Genomic DNA, 16,557 nt, shown 5'->3' with positions numbered 1-16,557 from the left:
TTCCTATTTAATGCGGCCTTACTGGATAATTATAACCTTTATTTTATGCCCGTTTATTGTACTGGCTCAAAATGCAACTATTACCGGTAAGGTGGTGAGTGCCGGTATCAAGAACCCGGTGCCCAGGGCCAGTGTATTTTTAAGTAATGCTACCTATGGTGCCGTAACTGCCGATGATGGTTCCTTTACCCTTGCCAATGTTAAACCCGGGCAGTATGAGCTTGTAGTAACTACCGTTGGCTTTGAAGATTACTCGCAAACCATTCAGGTGGGCAATGCCCCTATAAAGCTTGATATTGAACTTACCCAAAAAGTATTGATGCTGCGCGAAGTGGTGATCAGCAGTGCCGCCGACTGGAAAAAGAACTATGAGCAATTCAGGCGGGAGTTTATTGGAACTACCGAAAACTCCAAACTTTGCCATGTGGTTAATCCGCATATTTTAAACCTCATTTATCATCGCAATAAGCAGCAGCTGGAAGCCTCGGGCGATGAGTTTTTAGTGGTAGAGAACAAAGCGCTGGGTTATAGAACCAAATTTTTACTCAAGAATTTTGTAAGCGATGGTATCGAACATACCATCAGTTATGCAGGGAAAGCGCTTTTTGAAGAGCTACCCGGTAATGCCGAACAAAAAAAGATCTGGAAACAAAAACGCGAGGATGCCTACTATGGTTCGGCACAGCATTTTTACCGCTCACTATATAAAGACAGACTGAAGGAAGAGGGCTTTGAGGCGCATGACTTTACCCGTTTCCTGAACCATGAACGGCCAGACGAAGTTTTACTGGCACAAAAGATAAAACGCTACCGGGATATAACCCCCAACCGCGATTCGCTGATGTACTGGTACAAGCTCTCAAACCTTACCAAGTGGAACCGCGAAAACCTGGTGAGGCTGCCGTATCAATCAATGGAGATATTGCGCAAAACTCCCGAGCAGGGGATTTACGCGGTGGTGTTTCCGCATTTTTTATATGTGGTATACACCAAAAAGGCCGAAACAACTGAATTTAAAGATGTTTACCGTCCGCTGGATATGGGTAACTTTGAAACCAGCATCATTACCCTCTATAATAAATACATCCTGTTTGATATGAACGGCATCGTTATATCAAACCCCAGCCCGCTATATGAGGGTACCTGGTCAAAAGCCAAATTGGCCGATCTGCTGCCGGTTGATTACGAGCCGGGCAATTGATTTAATCGTGCAATAGTTTATCTTTTTGAATAGATTTTCGGTTTAGCTAAAGCCAACGGCAATGTTAATTGCAATAAAATCTAAGGCTTTTTATTCATTGCCGTCCCATTTATGGGACGGGCAGGGATGCCTAACATCGGCTTTTAGCCAAAGTTCTGATCTCAGAAAGGATTTCATCGTCAGTCAAAATTATGGCCTTAATTGCCAATGTGCAGGCTGGATTAATGAACCAAATAGCTAATGAACAAATAAAGTAATTCACTACCTTTGCTGCATCAATCGATATGAAATTTATTTATCAAACATGGTGGAAGATAGCAACAGTGCTTGTTATTCTTTACACACTCATAGCAGGCATTTTGCTTGATGTACCGCATTTACCAATAGTTCACGAAACAATCAGAAATACTTATTTCCACGTGCCTATGTGGATGGCTATGTTCACCGTTTTTACTATTTCGGTATATTATAGTATAAAATATTTACAAACTGGTAAGGAAGAATATGATCTGATAGCGGTAGAGTGCGTTAATACAGGCTTGTTTTTTTTTACATTAGGGCTTATAACAGGTATGCTATGGGCTAAATACACCTGGGGCGATTATTGGAGTAACGACCCTAAGCAAAATAGTGCCGCCATTGCTTATTTGCTATACTGTGCCTATGCCGTATTACGAAACTCTATTGACGAAGAGCAAAAACGGGCTAAAATATCGGCTATATACAATATTTTCGCTTTCCCTATCATGATCGTATTGATTATGGTGCTACCGCGGATGACGGATTCTTTACACCCCGGCAACGGCGGTAACCCGGCATTTGGTAAGCTTGATCTGGATAATCATATGCGTATTGTACTATATCCGGCTTTTATAGCCTGGAGCTTTTTGGGTGTGTGGGTAGCATCTATCCGTTACCGCATCCGTTTAATTGAATATAAAAAGAACGAAATAAATTAATGAAGAAATTAGCAGTTCTGTTGTTGTTGATGTTGAGTTTTTGCAGTGTTTTTGCGCAGCAGGCTCAACGTGTTGAAATGGCCGATGCATTACGCAGCTCGGGGAAAATATATGTTGTTGTGGTAACCATTGCCATTATTTTTGTTGGATTGGCCATTTATTTGTTCTCTATCGACCGCAGATTAAAAAAAATCGAAAAGGAAAAGTAGTCTAAAAAATTTATCTGTGTTGTTTAAACATAGATTTCCTGGCGTGGTTGAGATGTGTATATAAGACACTAACTATAAAATATTTGCAATATTGATAAAATTAGCATCAAATTTGCGTACTTTTTTAAGAGTTTAATAATATCATACAATAACAACTATGGCTACGAATATTTTAGTCGCTGAACAAGACACACACTTTTTTGGCGATGTGTGTAAAAATTTTGATTACGCCGCGCAGTTCACCAAGCACGATGCCGGTTTGCTTGATCAGATCAAATCATGTAACAGTGTTTACCGTTTCCGCTTCCCTATACGCCGTGGAAATGGATTTGAGGTAATAGATGCCTGGCGTGTGGAACATTCTCACCATCAATCGCCAACCAAGGGTGGTATCCGCTACAGCGAAATGGTTAATGAGGATGAGGTAATGGCCCTCGCCGCTTTAATGACCTACAAATGTGCCATTGTAAACGTACCTTTTGGCGGCGCCAAAGGCGGTATCAAAATAAATCCGAAAAACTACACCGTAAGTGAGCTGGAAAACATTACCCGCCGCTATACTGTTGAACTCATCAAGAAAAACTTTATTGGCCCCAGCATTGACGTACCTGCCCCTGATTATGGATCGGGCGAGCGCGAAATGAGCTGGATCGCTGATACCTATGCCACCATGAACCCAGGTCAGCTGGATGCGATGGGTGCTGTAACGGGTAAGCCAATTGCTTTGCATGGTATTGCAGGGAGGCGCGAGGCTACCGGCCGTGGTGTGGCAATCGCCATCCGCGAGTGTGTTAGCGTTGGCGAGGATATGCAGAAACTGGGCTTGCTGCCAGGTTTGGCAGGTAAAAAGGTTATTGTACAGGGCTTGGGTAACGTGGGTTACTATTCGGCTAAGTTTTTGGCTGAGTTTGGGGCTATTATTGTTGGCCTTTGCGAGTTTGAAGGTGCCATTTATAATGAAGACGGACTTGATGTAGAAGCTGTTTTCCAGCACCGCAAAGCAACCGGATCAATATTAGGTTATGCCGGTGCCCTTCAGGAGTTTAAAAACACCATGGAAGGTTTGGAGCAACCATGCGATATCCTGGTTCCGGCAGCGTTGGAAAACCAGATCACCGAGTTTAATATCCGTAACATTCAGGCTAAAATTATTGCCGAGGGTGCAAACGGTCCAACTTCACCCGAAGCGGAGGCTATATTTTACGCCAACGGCGGCCTCATCATCCCTGATATGTATGCCAACGCAGGTGGTGTAACGGTATCATATTTTGAGTGGCTTAAAAACCTGAGTCACGTGGCATTTGGCCGCATGAATCGCAGATTTGAGGAAAACTCCAATCTTAACCTGGTAAACATGGTTGAGGGAATTACTGGTGTATCATTAACCCCGATGCAGCGTTCAACCATCATTAAAGGAGCATCTGAACTGGAACTGGTAAACTCCGGATTGGAAGATACCATGATACGTTCGTACCACGAGATCAGGGAGATCTACAAAAACAATCCTAAGATAGATACCCTGCGAAGCGCAGCCATGGTAGGCGCTATCAACAAAATAGCCGTATCGTACCAGAATCTGGGTATCTGGCCGTAAGTAGAAAAGAAAAGGCTGTCATGGAGAGAAATGAAGCAATCGCGAACTAAGCAAGTCGCTCTATACAATTCGCGATTGCCACGCTATCGCTCGCAATGACAAAAGTTTATTAAACGAGGTCGGGTTCAATGAACCCGACCTCGTTTTGTTTTATGTTGGGAGATTGTCTGAACTACAATTTTAGGATTAAATGATTGCCACGATTACCCGAAAGTGTAATAAAATCCTTTGATCCAATAAATCTGTTTAATCATGGTTCAGACATTTTTAAACCATATTGTCATTGCGAGGAACGAAGCAATCGCGAACTATGCAAGTTTGCTCTGTACAGTTCGCGATTGCCACGCTATCGCTCGCAATGACAAAAATTTAATTTCTTTTTTTGCTCCTGCTACCGCAAGCGTCCCGCTTGTGGTAAATTAGTGTGTCCATTTTTTACGCTTCAAACCCAAAGTTGCCTTTGATATCAATATGCTTTTGTACAACAAAGCAGCGGGCTTACCGGTAACAGGCTTTTCTAATGCTTCAGCTGCGGAACCATTAGAATCTTTATAAGCTGCCGGTATCCACTCCGGTTTGATCATTTTGGGGTTGCTCATCGATAATAAATATAAGCATAAAAAACACAGCCTGTCACCCTGAGCTTGTTGAAGGGTGTGCGTAAAGGCCTATCCATCATACTTCGACGGGGCTCAGCATGACAGCCCGTAAAAAGTCCTTTATCCAATAGTCCTTTGTCTCAAAGTCCCACAATCCCCAAGTCTAAAAGTCTTCCAATCAAGAATAATTCTAAATAAAACATATGTCTTGTAATAAACTTTATTAGCTGTACGTTTTGTATTTTTGCGTTCTGATTTAAAGATATATAAACCGCAGATGAAAAAAAGTGCAATTTTTGGTCTTGTTGTTATAGCGATAGCTATAGCGGTTATCATAAGTGTTTACTCCAACTCAAGTACTTACGGCTCTTTTGATGATGCCCTGAAAACTAAAAGCGAGCTTCATATTGTTGGTCATTTAAACAAATCAAAGGAGTTGTTTTATGATGCTACTAAGGATGCCAACTATTTTTCTTTCTATATGAAAGATAATAAAGGCGAAGAACGCAAGGTTGTTTTTACAGGTACCAAACCTGAAGATTTTGAACGTTCGGAGCAGCTGGTACTTACCGGTACCATGGTTGGCAACGAGTTTCATGCCAAAAAAATACTCATGAAATGCCCGTCGAAATACACGCAGGATAAGTTAGAAGTTACAGAAGCTACGGCCAAACAAGCCAGCATATAAATCATTTTGATGGATACAGTTTTTAAAGGTGAACACCTTTTACCGGGGCAGATCGGCCAGTTTTTTATCGTACTTTCATTTGGAGCCGCCCTATTATCATTCCTGAGTTATTACTTTTCAACCACTGAAGATGCCGGCAAAGCCGACAGTTCGTGGCAGCGCCTTGGCCGAATAGGGTTTTATATCAACTCCCTGTCTATTCTGGGTATGGGCGTGTGCCTGTTTTATGTTATCTACAATCATTATTTTGAATATCATTACGCCTGGGCCTATACCTCGCGTTCATTGCCTGTTTACTATATAGTTTCGGGTTTTTGGAACGGACAGGAGGGAGGTTTCCTGTTGTGGAGTTTCTGGCAGGCCGTTTTAGGAAATATACTTATCTGGAGAGCAAAATCATGGGAGCGCCCGGTAATGACCTTTGTGGCCTTGTCGCAGGTGGCCTTAGGTACCATGGTTTTGGGTGTGGAGATATTTGGCGTCAGGATAGGCAGTTCGCCGTTCTTATTGCTGCGTAACGCGCTTGAGGGCCCTATCTTCTCAAACCCCGACTACCTATCTTTCATAAAAGATGGTCAGGGCATGAACCCATCCCTGCAAAACTACTGGATGATCATTCACCCGCCAACCTTGTTTTTGGGCTTTGCATCAATGGTAGTGCCGTTTGCTTACGCGATGGCCGGCCTTTGGCAAAAAAAATATAAAGAGTGGGTTGGCCCGGCTATTCCATACGCCTTGTTTGGCTGTATGATACTGGGTACAGGCGTAATCATGGGTTCGTTCTGGGCTTATGAGTCGCTTAACTTCGGTGGTTTCTGGGCCTGGGACCCGGTAGAAAACGCCTCTATCTTCCCGTGGATCACGATGGTAGCCGCGGTACACGTATTGATCGTGTATAAAAATACAGGTCACTCTTATTTTACAGCTACCTTTTTGGTGCTCATCAGCTTTGTGCTGGTTTGGTATTCGTCGTTCCTGTCACGCAGTGGTATCCTGGGCGATACTTCCGTACACTCCTTTACCGACAATGGTATGTTCTGGCAACTGGTAATTGGCGTATTGCTGTTCCTGGTACTTTCTGTAGTGCCATTGGTAGCAAGGTGGAAGGAAATGCCGATCACCAAAAAAGATGAAGAAACTTACTCGCGCGAGTTCTGGATGTTTGTTGGGGCCGTGTTTTTAGGCTTGTCATGCTTCCACCTCGTGGTAGTAACATCAGTACCGGTTTGGAACGCCATGTTTAAAACCAAGATAGCGCCGCCATCTGATATTGTTAAACATTACAATGTAATACAATCATCGTTTGCCTTTATAGTAACCCTGCTTACGGGTGTGGCCCAGTTTTTAAAATATAAAAAAACTGATGTTACCCGCTTTTTTATCACCACAGGTATTTACCTGCTGTTCGCGGCTTTGGTTACCGCGCTGGTGGTTTATGCTACAGGTGTTTACAAACTTAACTTTGTGTTTGTATTGGTAATGTGGGGTTCAGTATACTCGGTTATTGCCAATGGTAAAATACTTTCCGAGGCGTTTAAGGGTCAGGTGAAACTGGCTGGCTCGGCAGTGGCGCATATCGGTTTTGGTTTGCTGATGGTGGGCGCATTAATTGCGGCGGGTACCAGCAACATTATCTCGATCAATAACACTGGCGAAGGTTTTTCACCTGAGTTTGCCAAGGAGCAAAATCCACGCGAAAATATCCTGGTGTATCAGAACCAATCTGTAAAAATGGGCGACTACCTGGTAACCTACACCGGCGATTCTATCTCGACCCCGAATATTTATTTTAAGGTAGATTACAAAAAGGTTAATGCCGCGGGTAAGGTAGAGAACGAGTTTGTGCTGAAACCAAAGGCGCTTATAAACCGCGGACAGATGTCGGCTTCGCCCGATACGAAGCACTATCTGTTGCATGATATGTATACGCACATCACCATGTTTTATCCGGTGCCAGCCGCTTTAGGTGGCCCTGATGGCGGTGCAGCGGCTCATGATGAAGCTAATGATGACAAGAGCTATGATGCGCCGGTAAGCCATGAGGTTGCCCCCGGCGATACCATCAAATACCGCGATGGTTATATTTTGCTGAAAAGCCTTAACAAAGAAGCCAAGGTGCAGAATATTCCACTTTCAGACAGCGACGTTGCCATCGGCGCTAAACTTGAGGTTGTAACGCACGGCAAAACTTACGAAGCTACCCCGGTTTACATGATCAAGAACGGCAACGTGTTTGACTTTGCCCGCAAGGTTGAAGATGCAGGCTTAAAGCTGCGTTTCAGCAAAGTGATACCTGAAAATAAGAAAGTGGAGATCATGGTTTATCAACAGCCCGAAAGCAAAAAGAAATTTATTGTAATGAAGGCTATCCAGTTCCCGTATATCAACTTCTTTTGGTCAGGAACCATCATCATGGTTATCGGTTTCTTCCTCTCAATCAGGCGCCGGAAAAAGGAAGTGAAGGTGGCGTAAGGTTTTTTGGTTATTTCGCATTTTTTCCACGTGTCATTGCAAGAAACAAAGCGATCTCCGATTTACAGAGTTTCTCTGTAAATCGGAGATCGCTTTTTCGTTCTTCCTTACAATAATGATAAAAGCATAACTCCATGTCATTGCGAGCGCAGCGTGGCAATCGCGTACTTAACGAGGGTGATTTGCATAGTCCGCGATTGCTTCGTCGTTCCTCCCTCGCAATGACAAATTATAATAATGTGGATAGTCTATATTTCTTATCCCTTCAAAAACGATAAAATCTTACTGTTCACGGTGTCTGGTTTTTCGATGGATGGGAGGTGGGCCGCGCCGGCTACCGGGAAGAAATCAACCTTTAGTACGCTTCGGATAGAGTCGCTGAGGCGCAATGGTAAGGTTTTATCCTGTTCGCCCCAAATGAGCAGTATCTTTTTATTGGCGCTGTTGAGGCATATATTACTTTGGCGGCCGTCGGGCTTATAATCATATTGGGTTGATATCAGCGCATTCCGGAAGCCTTTGTAGCTCATTTGTGGTAAATATTTTTTTACCCAGTCCGGATGGTTTTTAGGGTTAAGAAAATCGTTAAGTTGATTTGTAGCGCGCTCGTCGGAGTTTACGGCTTCATTGTACAGGGTAAAAAACTTTGGAGCGGTGGGCTTTGAAATTTGATACACAGGGTCAATCAAAATAACTTTGTTCACCAGGTTGGGATGCTGGCAGGTAAAATTGGTGATCAGTTTGCCGCCAAAGGAAATACCGGCTAAGTTAACCGGTCCCTGAAGCTTTAAGGCATTTATCAAATCCAGCAGCTGGGTGTTATAAAATTCCTGATTATAAACTGCATCTGGCCTGTCAGAGTACCCTCGGCCATAAGTGTCATAACGCAGCACCCTGAAACCGTTTTTAACCAGGTATTCATAGGTGCCATCCCACATATAATATGGAACGCTAAAGCCATGAACCAAGACTACAACTTGTCCATTGGCAGGTCCTTCAAGCTGGTAATGGGTAATGCCTCTGCTTAATTTAATAAAATCGCCGCCAATATTTTTACGATCGGCGGCGGTTAAGATTTTTTTCTCTTTATCATTGTACTTATAAAAGCTAAACATGATCAGGGCCGTGACACCCGTCAGGAATAGAATAATGATGAGGCTTACTTTTAGTATTTTCATGGGGTAATATGATGATGCTCACTAAAATACATAAATATTTAGGCCATACTTGTTGGTATCTACCCTTAAAACTGAAAAATATATGCGGATAACTATTATAGGATCAGGAAATGTGGCCACCCATATGGCGGCCGCGCTTAAAAATGCAGGGCACCGCATTGTGCAGGTTTACAGCAGGCAAATTCAACATGCTGCTATGCTGGCCTATCATGTTGGGGCCGAGGCCACCGACGATTTGGAAGCCATTTTACCCGATACGGATATATTTATTATCTCTGTTAAGGACGATGCCATTGCAGGCGTGGTTGAGGTATTAACCCGTCATCAGAAACTTATAGTGCATACTTCGGGTGCCACCAGTTTGAATACCATACGCGCCTTTACAGATGATGCCGGAGTTTTATACCCGTTGCAAACCTTCAGCAAAAGCAAAGAAGTTGATTTTTTTACCGTTCCATTATGCGTGGAGGGTGCCGACAGCACCATCACGGCTCAACTAAAGGAACTTGCAGCAACCATCAGCAATAATGTTTACGTGGTAAGCTCGGCCGACCGTAAAATACTGCACCTTGCGGCGGTTTTTGTCTGTAACTTCCCTAATTATTTATATGGCATAGCCCAGCAATTACTGGCAGAACACAATATGGGTTTCGATATGCTGAAACCGCTTATTATGGAAACGGCGCAGAAAGTACAGGAACAGCTCCCCGATAAGGTACAAACAGGCCCCGCAGTGCGTAATGACCGTGTTACCATGGATGCGCACCTGCAACTCCTTAACAATCAGCTGCAACTACAGGAGATATATACTTTATTAAGTCAGGGTATTATCAAAAACAATATTGAGCCGCACGGGGACAAGTAATTTTGTTACTTTTGCCTAAATGAACATATTTAAAGTAAAGATAAATTTTGAGGAAAAAGGGCACGAAAGTATTGAACTGCCTATAGCCGAAGGTGAATCTGTATTGGATGTGTGCCTGGAAAATGGTATTGAACTACAACATAACTGCGGTGGTGTTTGCGGTTGCAGTACCTGCCATGTTTATGTGAACAAGGGGATGGACAACATTCAGGAGATAGCTGATAAAGAAGAAGATTTTATTGACAGAGCTGTAAATCCACGCATAAATTCACGCCTTGGTTGCCAGTGTGTAATTATTGATGGCGATATTGAGGTAACACTACCAGATCAGTCACAATTCCTGGGGCACTAATAAGGTTTTACGATTAACGTGCTGCGTTATGCGTGACAAACAATAATTAAGATAAAAAACGTACCACGTAAAACTTACTACGTACAACATACTAACATGACAGACAATAAATTTGCCTTACCGATTCACTGGAACGACTACGAAGATATTGCTATTGAACTTTATGAAAAGTTTGGTGACGATTTTGACGAATCGAAAATATACCGTATCCGCTTCACCGAACTGTTGGAGTGGGTGTTGAGCTTGCCTAATTTTGCCGGTACTAAGGCCGAATCAAACGAAGGACACCTGGAGCAGATTCAATCGGCTTGGGTTTATGAGTGGCGCGATAATCAATAATTGGCGGTTAGCAGTTTTCAATGGTCAGTTGGCAATTAAACTGACTAATTCCAATAATCACTAACTCACTAATTCAATAATTAGCTCAGTGGAATCATTTCTACATAAATTAAAAGATATCACCACACTTATTTTTGATGTGGATGGCGTACTAACCGATGGCTCTGTTTATGTGACCGATAAGGGTGAGCAAAGCAGGGCCTTTAACATTAAGGATGGATATGCCCTGCAGCTTGCCGTAAAATGTGGTTATAACGTTTGTGCTATATCTGGCAGCCGCTCAAAAAGTGCTATCTACCGTTTAAACAGTCTGGGTATACAGGATGTTTACATGGGTACGCATACCAAATCGCAGCGTTTTAAAATATACCTGGAAGAAAAATCAATCATAGCTACCAATGTACTGTACATGGGCGATGATATTCCCGACCTGGAAGTAATGAAACTTGCAGGCCTTCCCGTTTGCCCTGCCGACGCGGTTGAGGAGATAAAAGCGGTAAGTGCCTACGTTTCGCCTTACGGTGGCGGCAAAGGCTGCGCGCGCGACATTATAGAAAAAGTGCTCAAAGTACAGGATAAATGGATGAGCGAACAGGCCTACAGCTGGTAAGCTTGGGTGGGGTAAGTCAAAATTCAAAAGTTAAAATTCAAAAAAAACTTCTATCTTTTGTCCCAAAGTCTATCGTCCAATAGTCCCTAAGTCCAACAATCCCAAAGTCCAAAAGTCCCACAATCTCAAAGTCACAAAAAATATGCATAACAACGTACCTAAGATCATTCTGGCATCAAAATCGCCAAGGAGGCAGGAGCTACTGAGGCTGATGGATATGGAGTTTGAGGTTGTTTTGAAGGATGTGGACGAATCATACCCCGAAGGCTTAACTCCGCAAGAAGTTGCTGTATACATAGCCCGGAAAAAAGCCGAGGCATTTAACGAAACCGTAGCCGACGATGTGGTAGTACTTACTGCCGATACCATTGTTTGCATAGATGGCCTTATCCTGGGCAAACCCGAAAACCCGGAGCACGCGGTTGAGATGCTGAAGATGCTATCGGGCAAGGTGCACCAGGTAATTACCGGTGTTTGCCTGCTGCATAAACATCGCTATAATAACTTTTTTGATGTATCAGAAGTGTTTTTCCGTAACCTGAGCGATCAGGAGATCAGGAGTTATGTAGCCGAGTATAATCCGCTTGATAAAGCAGGTTCATATGGCATCCAGGAACGCATCGGGTTGATAGGTATTCAGCGTATCAACGGCTCTTATACCAACGTAGTGGGCCTCCCTACCGAAAAGTTATATGCTCAGCTCGTTAATTTGAATAAATAATTATTTAAATTAAACCTTTCTTTATTATACAGTCTAATATAATAAATATAAAGGGAGTTAATTGATCATGAAAAGAGCTATCTATACAGGGCTGGCAATGTTGCTGGTTTCAGCCCTGTCTGCTTGCAGCAGCTACAATTATTACACAGCAGCCCGAAACAAAACCGATCTTTCCTCTTACCGCACATTTGCCTGGCTACCACCCGAAGCAAGTAACAAGGCCGGCGGCGTTGTGAAAAAAGAAATTGCCGATGAGCGCGTGAAAGAGGCAGCTATCTCGGCACTACAAACCAAAGGCTTACGTTTACAGGAAAATGATCCCGATCTGCTGGTGAGCTATTCAACAGTAACAGGTCGCGGCGTTAAAACTGAGTTTTATCCGGCTTACTATGGCGGCTTCGGTTGGGGTGGCTGGGGAGGCTGGGGCTGGGGTTGGGGCTACGGTTATCGTCCGTTCTACGGCGGCTTCTACGGTGGTTGGGGCGGCGGCTGGGGCGGTTGGGGGTATCCTTATGGCGGTGGCGGTTATGCCCGTGTTCCGTATAAAGAAGGTACACTCATCATTGATATTATTGACCGCAATACCCGCAGACTGGTATGGAGAGGCTTTGGCGTCGGCGAACTGCACAATCCAAAAAGAACCCTTGACGAACTACCAAAAGTGGTTGATGGTGTGTTAAAACAACTGCAAATAAATCAGCTGAGCCAGCTTCAGATGAAAAGAGGATAAAAAGAAAATATCTTCTTCTATAGTATATTGATAACTTCCTGCAAGAAAATAAAATATATCAAATCCCTTCGGAGCCTTTAAGCCTGAAGGGATTTTTGTTTTTTATGAAGGTGAATAACCGTAAATACAAGGGCTACCAAAGCCAAAACAAAAACCCAGGTATCAAGCGGGCAACCATCGGGGCCCCCATCATTACCATCGCAAAGACCGTCACCCGGGTCGGCGAAGCAAGTTATAGTGCTTAGTAAGTAAATGAATAAAACCAGTAAAAATTTACAGCTGTTTTTTACACGGGATATTGTATTCATATTATTATTCTTTGAAAAATTTTCCGCTTCCAATCTTTTTCCCTGTTGATTCATCAACAGCTTCTATTACGTAAAGACCATGAAGCAGGTTACCTACATTTTGCTGTATCGAATCGGTATTGCTGGCGGTAACGGTTCTTACCAAACCGCCCGATGAGCTCACAATATTCACTTTTACAGATTTACTATAGGTTTTTCCAAAGTTAATATTAATATTTTGTGATGTAGTGCTTGGGTACACAACAAACCTTAAGGTGCTTGTAGTTAGATAATTAAAAATTAAATTTTGTGATAAACTAATAATGTTTGTAACTAATTTTTGCTTTAAACGATAAATTACCTGTCCCGAACTTTGATCAACATCAGTATAGCTATAGGTACCAACTCCTGTTGATTGCAGGCTGTCAATAACTGTAAATGTTTCACCATTGTTACTGCTTTTTTCTATAAAAAATGTGGTAAAGTTACTTTCATTATCGGTTAGCCAGTTTAATTTGACTCCCGCGGCTTGTTTTGAGCCCGAAAAGCCAAGTAATTTATAATCATGCCCCGGAGCTATCCCAATACTCAAATAGAAGCGGTCATGAGCGTAGCTGGCTTTGTTATTATCAACATTGAAAGTGTACATGGAATTATGTACCACGTCTAAAGAATCGTTAGTGTATTTATCTTTTAAAAATATGGTGTACCTGTCGTCAATATTCTGTTTAAACGGCGATGTTATTTTGTACAAACCGTAGTTTGAAAAGGTAACAATCAGGTTAATTCGTTTTATTTTTTCAAGACTGGTTGTGTAATTGGCAAAGCAGCCTACAGAATCAGCAGATAGGGTATATAGCAGATCGCCCTGGCCCGAGGGTTGATAGTAGGGAGCATCTTCGCCATTAATAAATTTGCTATTGGAGTTGTTGGTGAAAGCTATATCGGTAGTGTTATGTACAATGGTATCGTTCATTAATTCAAGCCTGAGCCTTGGAGTTGTTTCGGCGGTGCTTTCAGTAGCATTAGTGGTGGCAGCAGCAGCTGTTGTTTCGATTGAAGCGTTAGTGACTGCGCTAACCGATGTTTTGAGCTTTGATTTTGCTACAACAGACTGTGATCCTGGTTTGATAACATTAAATACCGGGTTTGTGTTGGCAGAGCCTCCACTCAATGTTGCCAGATATGATGCATACGGTGCTTTCATGGTTTCGTTGAATGTAATTGCCGAGTTTGCGGCAGGTGCAAGTACAAAAAAGCCTTGGCCGGATAGAATATAACGGCTGGCGCCTGCCGGTGGGGTAGCAGCCGAACTTGCATCATAAACCACAAATTTGGTTGAAGAACTGTTGGCCCCGGTTTTAGTATCCTTTACCAACTGGTAGTAAAATTTATAATTAGTGGATGCTGTACCACCTTTGTTAGCCGCGTAAAACAAGGAAAGGTCAAGCACTGAAGCATATGGATTACCAATGAGATTTAAACCTCGTTTAACAGATGGGGTACCCGTGTTAAATGATAATGTTGCAGGCGCTGTCATGCCAGTTCCCGAGTCGTCGTAAGTAGATGGTGCAGCAGAGGGAAAATTGATTATGTTAGGTGTAAAGGCACCATTCGTACCCGTGCCTTTAAATACAGAGCCAAAAAAATTAAGTACTGTGTTATCAGAAGCAGGAAACGGTGTTACGAACGGGTTAATTATGTTTCGGCTCCCTCTAAAATAGTATAAAAGTCCGTTAGCCATAGGTACTGCGTCAGATGTTGCGGCAAATGGTTTGTATTCGTTATTTAATACAAGGTTTACGTTTGCGGTAACTGGTGAGTTTTCGTCGTAAATAAAAACTGAGGGGCTGTTACCAGTTTGCGGAGCATCGTCAAATCCGCCCCCGCTGCTACCTCCCGGACCTGTTATAAAAGTGGTAGCTATAAGTGGTTTTAAATTATAAGCCTTAACCGCAGTTGCGCCAAAGGTAGTATTGGTAACCGGCGATGATAATAACATATATCGCCTTAAATTTCCAGATACATAACGGTTTATATTAATGCTGCCGTTAATGGTACCATTGGTCATGTCGGCAATACTGGCATCGCCTACAGATGTTGACAATAAGGTTAACGCCGTTGTTGGTGCCGAAGCCTGATTACCAACAGTAAGCACACCCGAGCTATTTACTGTTAAAGTATAACGAGGGGCAACCGTAAATTTACTTCCCGCCTTCATGGTTTTTACCGCTGTTGACGAGCCATTTGAGAATGTTACATTATAAAAGTTGGTACCTGTGTTGGTTGCATCGGTAAGGGTTTGTGCCGTTGCTCCATCAAAAGTGATGAGGGCTGCAGAATTGGGGGTAAAGGTGCCTGTATTGGTATAGTCTTTTGATATAGTTAATGCACCGGTACCCATATTCATGGTGCCTGCATTGCTGAGCGTTCCGTTAATATCAACAGTTCCGGATCCTCCGGTAATAACTGCAGGGGAGTTGTTTGTCCAGGTGGCAGCTGTGGAGCCTGCTATACCAATTGTTGTGGCAGTGTTAGTAGCGTTTGAAAAAGATACGTTTGAATTTGTAATTAAAGTAGAATCTATATTTAAATAGCTTGGGTTGCCTGCGGTTGTACCACCGACAACAGCTGTGCCTGTTCCTTGTATTACCAGGTTATCATAAATTGGAGCTGTTGCGGCGGCTGAATTGATAACACCACCTCCCGGGCCAAAACCTTGTACTGAGGTTGTGTAAATCAGCGGATTTACTCCCTTGTAAATGGTAGTTGCCTTGCCGCCGTGATCACCATAAAAATTACATGACGTTACGGGCACGGGTATATTTCCTATGGCCGGTGAAGTATTTAAAATTATTGTTGGGTTGGTTACAGTATTTGATGGTTTATATGATGTAATGGCGTTTATAGTAAAATAAGCGGCATTGGCAGCTGTAGTATTTATTCTATTGGTAAATGTTATCTGATTACCTATGGTCATGATACCGTTCTCTAACCTGAAACCACTGCCCCTGATTACATTAGTATTTACATTGATGTTAACATTATTGCTAACTGTAAGGTTGGCTACTTCAGAGATCAGGAAGGAAAAACTGGTAGTTGATGTGCTTGCCGTACTTCCTATTTGTATGTTAGTGCAGGTGATACTACCCGCACCTCTCATATCATTAAATATACTACCGCTGGCATTGGTGTTCACGTTTTGAACTATATCACCCAATATTTTTAATGTTGCGCCGGTATTAACAGTTACAATTGTTCCGGTTAATGTTGTTCCGGTTAATACATAGGCTGGAACATATTGAAACCTGCCAAAAGTTACCGAAGCAACAGTAGCATTAACCGATAAGGCAGGTTGATTAAGGTAAGTGCCCGTTACTACGCCGAATTGAACAATATCAGTTGTCCGGGCTGCACTTTCACCCGGATAATTTACACCGGTAAGACTTTCACCATTATTTGCAGTAATAGTCCAATTGTTTTTGTTTGCCCAATCTGTATTACCGGTTCCATTCCAGTCAAAAGTGATGGTGGCAAAGGCAGTATGATGCAATAACCCTATACCAATTATGATTAGCAGGCTCCTTAATATATGTGTACGCAAAATATTATTGTTTTAACTAATATTTTTATACGGGTTAACAAAATAGAAAGATGCATTTAAAGTGAACAAAATGAACAAATTAAAGCGGCACATAAAAAAGCCCTATCAGGTTTTACCCGATAAGGCCCGTTTATAGTTAATTGATAAGG

At 42.7% G+C, this 16,557-nt stretch carries 16 protein-coding genes; 12 read left to right on the top strand and 4 right to left on the bottom strand.

Annotated features, from left to right (window positions below; all coding sequences use genetic code 11):
* Positions 1 to 10: 10 nt before the first annotated feature.
* The 4 genes from QWZ01_RS02295 (at position 11) to QWZ01_RS02280 (ending at position 3,963) form a co-directional block, all read left to right on the top strand.
* Positions 11 to 1,201 (top strand): carboxypeptidase-like regulatory domain-containing protein, encoded by a 1,191-nt coding sequence (locus QWZ01_RS02295; protein WP_290321602.1) that lies wholly within the window; start codon positions 11 to 13, stop codon positions 1,199 to 1,201.
* 278 nt (positions 1,202 to 1,479) lie between these two features.
* Positions 1,480 to 2,160 carry a cytochrome c biogenesis protein CcsA gene (gene ccsA / locus QWZ01_RS02290; RefSeq protein WP_494337319.1) on the top strand — a complete coding sequence of 227 codons (681 nt, stop codon included), beginning with the start codon at positions 1,480 to 1,482 and terminating at the stop codon, positions 2,158 to 2,160.
* Entirely contained in the window at positions 2,160 to 2,369 is a 210-nt protein-coding gene (locus QWZ01_RS02285; protein WP_290321600.1) for a CcmD family protein, read from the top strand. The genes ccsA (QWZ01_RS02290) and QWZ01_RS02285 overlap by 1 nt, the downstream gene beginning before the upstream one ends.
* Before the next feature lie 157 nt (positions 2,370 to 2,526).
* A complete protein-coding gene (locus QWZ01_RS02280; protein WP_290321599.1) occupies positions 2,527 to 3,963 on the top strand; it encodes a Glu/Leu/Phe/Val family dehydrogenase in 1,437 nt (478 codons plus the stop codon).
* A gap of 419 nt (positions 3,964 to 4,382) precedes the next feature.
* On the opposite strand, the gene QWZ01_RS02275 is transcribed toward QWZ01_RS02280, so the two are convergent.
* A complete protein-coding gene (locus QWZ01_RS02275; protein ID WP_290321598.1) occupies positions 4,383 to 4,562 on the bottom strand; it encodes a hypothetical protein in 180 nt (59 codons plus the stop codon).
* Between the two features lie 277 nt (positions 4,563 to 4,839).
* On the opposite strand from QWZ01_RS02275, the gene QWZ01_RS02270 reads away from it, so the two are divergent.
* Complete coding sequence (locus QWZ01_RS02270) at positions 4,840 to 5,250, top strand: cytochrome c maturation protein CcmE domain-containing protein (RefSeq protein ID WP_290321597.1); 411 nt, start codon at positions 4,840 to 4,842, stop codon at positions 5,248 to 5,250.
* Between the two features lie 9 nt (positions 5,251 to 5,259).
* Positions 5,260 to 7,722, top strand: a complete 2,463-nt coding sequence (ccsA, locus tag QWZ01_RS02265; protein WP_290321596.1) for a cytochrome c biogenesis protein CcsA — start codon at positions 5,260 to 5,262, stop codon at positions 7,720 to 7,722.
* Between the two features lie 257 nt (positions 7,723 to 7,979).
* On the opposite strand, the gene QWZ01_RS02260 is transcribed toward ccsA (QWZ01_RS02265), so the two are convergent.
* The gene (locus QWZ01_RS02260) at positions 7,980 to 8,900 is read right to left on the bottom strand and encodes an alpha/beta fold hydrolase (RefSeq protein WP_290321595.1); all 921 of its coding nucleotides are present in this window, start codon (positions 8,898 to 8,900) and stop codon (positions 7,980 to 7,982) included.
* A gap of 82 nt (positions 8,901 to 8,982) precedes the next feature.
* Between QWZ01_RS02260 and QWZ01_RS02255 the strand changes: the two genes are divergently transcribed.
* The 6 genes from QWZ01_RS02255 (at position 8,983) to QWZ01_RS02230 (ending at position 12,517) form a co-directional block, all read left to right on the top strand.
* A complete protein-coding gene (locus QWZ01_RS02255; protein ID WP_290321594.1) occupies positions 8,983 to 9,765 on the top strand; it encodes a Rossmann-like and DUF2520 domain-containing protein in 783 nt (260 codons plus the stop codon).
* A gap of 19 nt (positions 9,766 to 9,784) precedes the next feature.
* The gene (locus QWZ01_RS02250) at positions 9,785 to 10,117 is read left to right on the top strand and encodes a 2Fe-2S iron-sulfur cluster-binding protein (protein WP_290321593.1); all 333 of its coding nucleotides are present in this window, start codon (positions 9,785 to 9,787) and stop codon (positions 10,115 to 10,117) included.
* A 96-nt stretch (positions 10,118 to 10,213) separates the two neighbouring features.
* Entirely contained in the window at positions 10,214 to 10,456 is a 243-nt protein-coding gene (gene iscX / locus QWZ01_RS02245; protein ID WP_290321592.1) for a Fe-S cluster assembly protein IscX, read from the top strand.
* A gap of 88 nt (positions 10,457 to 10,544) precedes the next feature.
* Entirely contained in the window at positions 10,545 to 11,066 is a 522-nt protein-coding gene (locus QWZ01_RS02240; protein WP_290321591.1) for a KdsC family phosphatase, read from the top strand.
* Positions 11,067 to 11,208: 142 nt separating this feature from the next.
* A complete protein-coding gene (locus QWZ01_RS02235; protein ID WP_290321590.1) occupies positions 11,209 to 11,787 on the top strand; it encodes a Maf family nucleotide pyrophosphatase in 579 nt (192 codons plus the stop codon).
* Between the two features lie 67 nt (positions 11,788 to 11,854).
* Positions 11,855 to 12,517 carry a DUF4136 domain-containing protein gene (locus QWZ01_RS02230; RefSeq protein WP_290321589.1) on the top strand — a complete coding sequence of 221 codons (663 nt, stop codon included), beginning with the start codon at positions 11,855 to 11,857 and terminating at the stop codon, positions 12,515 to 12,517.
* A 77-nt stretch (positions 12,518 to 12,594) separates the two neighbouring features.
* On the opposite strand, the gene QWZ01_RS02225 is transcribed toward QWZ01_RS02230, so the two are convergent.
* A complete protein-coding gene (locus QWZ01_RS02225) occupies positions 12,595 to 12,825 on the bottom strand; it encodes a hypothetical protein (RefSeq protein WP_290321587.1) in 231 nt (76 codons plus the stop codon).
* A gap of 4 nt (positions 12,826 to 12,829) precedes the next feature.
* Positions 12,830 to 16,408, bottom strand: a complete 3,579-nt coding sequence (locus tag QWZ01_RS02220) for a DUF8693 domain-containing protein (RefSeq protein ID WP_290321586.1) — start codon at positions 16,406 to 16,408, stop codon at positions 12,830 to 12,832.
* Between the last annotated feature and the right edge of the window lie 149 nt (positions 16,409 to 16,557).

This window comes from Mucilaginibacter aquaedulcis (assembly GCF_030409325.1).
GTDB lineage: Bacteria > Bacteroidota > Bacteroidia > Sphingobacteriales > Sphingobacteriaceae > Mucilaginibacter > Mucilaginibacter aquaedulcis.
This window is presented reverse-complemented; position numbering and strand designations above follow the sequence as displayed.